Consider the following 2,473-nt stretch of genomic DNA (forward strand, 5'->3'; position numbering starts at 1 on the left):
GGCGAGCCCCGCGCGGCTCCAGGCGAGCAGTCCGGGGGCGCCGTCGGTGTCGTACCAGCCGACCGCGCGGTGCGCGCGGTGGTCGACGACGGCGTGCACGGTGGTGTTCCCGGCGGGGGCGTCGATCCGCAGGTCCATCGTCGCGGTGCCGGTCTGGTAGGTCCGGAAGCGGGCCAGGGCCAGCCGCTGCGCCTCGTCCGCGGTGAGGGGTCTCGCCGTGTCGGCGGGGGCGGCGCAGGACGTCAGGAGGGCGGCCAGGGCGAGCGCGGCGGCCGGCACGAGACGGGAAAGTCGTTTTGTCCGCATGGCAGGTCTCTATACGGCGTCGGCGGGCGCGTCGGACGTCAGCCGCGCGGGCCGGTCACCCGGCCGGGCCCGGTGGATGTGCCGGACATCACAGGGAGTGCGGTTGTGCGCGAGGCGCTGAGCGCTTCCGGCGACGGACGCGCACCTCATACGGGTGAACCGCGGACCCTCGCGGTGCCGTGCGTGAACTGCCCGGGGGACGGCACCGGTTGACGGCGTCCCCGCTCGTCCGGAATCGTCCGCCGGTGGGTGTGGGACGGCGGGCCGGGGCCGTACGCTTGGTGTGTGGCGGGGCGATCCGTGTCCCGCCGCGCAGACCGTGACCGAGTCGCTGACCGCCCTGTATCGCGGACGGTGAACACCCGGGAGTCGCTCTCGGGGCCCCGCCTTGGTTACGATCTGCCACAAGTTCACCGGAGTGGGTGTTTCGAGGCTGTTGGGGGTCGGGATGGTTGCCGGTCGTGTGGTGCGCTTCGACAGCGCGCGGGGTTATGGATTCATTTCTCCCGACGACGGTGGGGAAGATGTCTTCCTGCACGTCAACGACATGTTGATGCCTGAATCGCAGATCCGCCGCGGCGTTGCCGTGGAGTTCGAGATCGAGGACGGCGAACGCGGTCCGAAGGCGTCCGACGTGCGGCTCGCACGCGGCGCCGACGGCAAGCCGCTGACGCCGGACGACGACGTCCTGTGCGACGTCCTGAACACCGAGGAGTTCACCCGTGAGGTGACGGAGGCGCTGCTGTCGTCGGCGCCTTCGCTCACGGGCGAGCAGATCCTCCAGGTGCGTCAGGGCCTGGCGCAGTTCGCCAAGCACCACGGCTGGGTCGAGGGCTGATCCGGTCGTCGAAGGGGCGGACGAGCACATCGTCCGCCCCTTCGGCATGTCACCTGCCGACCGTCAGCGGGGCGGGCCGGTAGGGGAGGTAGGCGGCGCCGTCGAGGCCGAGTGCGAGGGCCGAGGTCTGGAGGGCGGCGGCGGTCGCCGAGGCGCCCCAGGCGCCGGTGTCGACGCGGTGTTCCAGCGCGTGCAGGGCGGCCACGGTCTCGGCGGTCGTGAAGGCGCAGTGCCCCTGCCGTTCCACGTACGCCTGGCGCAGCAACGGGCCGTCGCCCGCCGCGCGCACACGCGCGCCGAAGCGGCTCTCCTGTTCGACGGGGACGAGGCCGTCGGCGGTCGTGTGCACGTTCAGCAGGGGGACGGCGAGTGCCTGGCCTGCGGACGAGGTGCGTTCGGCGGTGCGGACGGCGGCCGGGTCGGCGGTGACGGCGGCGCCCGCGGTGAGGCGGGCGAGGTCGGCGCGCAGGTCGAGTCCGGCACCCCGGTAGAGGGCGCGGACCTGGGGCGCGTGGACGGAGCCGGCGAGCAGGCGTTCGTAGGAGACGCCCTTGTTCCAGGAGTTGTTGCCGCCGACGGACTGCTCGATCGCGTACCGGCCGCCTCCGATGAACGACAGGAGGCCCGCCGCGAGCCAGGCGTACTGCTGCTCCTGCTGGGCGGCCCAGTCGCCGGGGGCGGGCCGGTTCTGTCCCGGCGCCCACGCGGGGAGGTTGAGGAAGGCGGCGGCGAGGGCGATCCGGGCGCGGCCCTGAGGGGTCGTCTGGGCGGCGGTGACGGCCTCGGTGAGGCGCTGCGCGGTGGCGGCGGCCTCGGCGGCGGAGGTGAAGCGGACGAGTTTGACGTCCTCGCCGGGCAGCAGGAGGCGGGCGATCGTGTACGTGGCGTCGAGCTGGTAGTTGGAGAGGTCGGTGGCGCCGGCGACGAGCCCGCACAGGCCGAGCGCGCCGTCGATGCGTCCGGCGCCGTCGCGGGCCAGTTGCGCGTTGACGAGGCCGCCCATGGACTGTCCGACGGAGAGGACGCGCGCGGGGGTGCCGATTTCGGCGGTGACGGCGTCGATGGTGGCGAACTGGTCGCGTTCGGCGCTCTCCAGGGCCCACAGCGAGCCGTTCGGGTCGTAGGAGGAGCCGGCGAGGGCGTAGCCGCGCGCGAGGAGGTCGAGGCGGACGGCCTCGGAGGGGGCGTTGCTCGCGACGGTGGGGCCGAAGCCGTGGCTGAAGATCAGCAGGGTGCCGTTCCAGGCGGCGGGGACGTCGGCGATCCAGGTGGCGCCGTCGGCGAGGGTGCCGGTGAGGCGGGCGGGCGCCCGGGGGTCCGCGTGGGCGG

2 protein-coding genes and 1 pseudogene are annotated in these 2,473 nt (G+C 73.8%); 1 reads left to right on the forward strand and 2 read right to left on the reverse strand.

Annotated features, from left to right (window positions below):
• Positions 1–306 (reverse strand): annotated as a pseudogene (locus tag ACVNF4_RS34880) (hypothetical protein); the annotation flags it as partial.
• Between the two features lie 448 nt (positions 307–754).
• Here ACVNF4_RS34880 and ACVNF4_RS34885 point away from each other — a divergent pair.
• Positions 755–1,144 (forward strand): cold-shock protein, encoded by a 390-nt coding sequence (locus ACVNF4_RS34885; protein WP_416970688.1) that lies wholly within the window; start codon positions 755–757, stop codon positions 1,142–1,144.
• A gap of 49 nt (positions 1,145–1,193) precedes the next feature.
• Here the strand turns inward: ACVNF4_RS34885 and ACVNF4_RS34890 are convergent.
• Positions 1,194–2,473: alpha/beta fold hydrolase (locus ACVNF4_RS34890; RefSeq protein WP_461806867.1), on the reverse strand; the 1,280-nt coding region annotated here is incomplete at its 5' end.

The sequence above is a fragment of the Streptomyces sp. S6 genome, assembly GCF_054880855.1.

Bases quoted from the DNA above. Each gene is read 5' to 3' on its own strand.
- ACVNF4_RS34885 (WP_416970688.1), top strand. From the start codon at position 755: ATGGTTGCCGGTCGTGTGGTGCGCTTCGACAGCGCGCGGGGTTATGGA.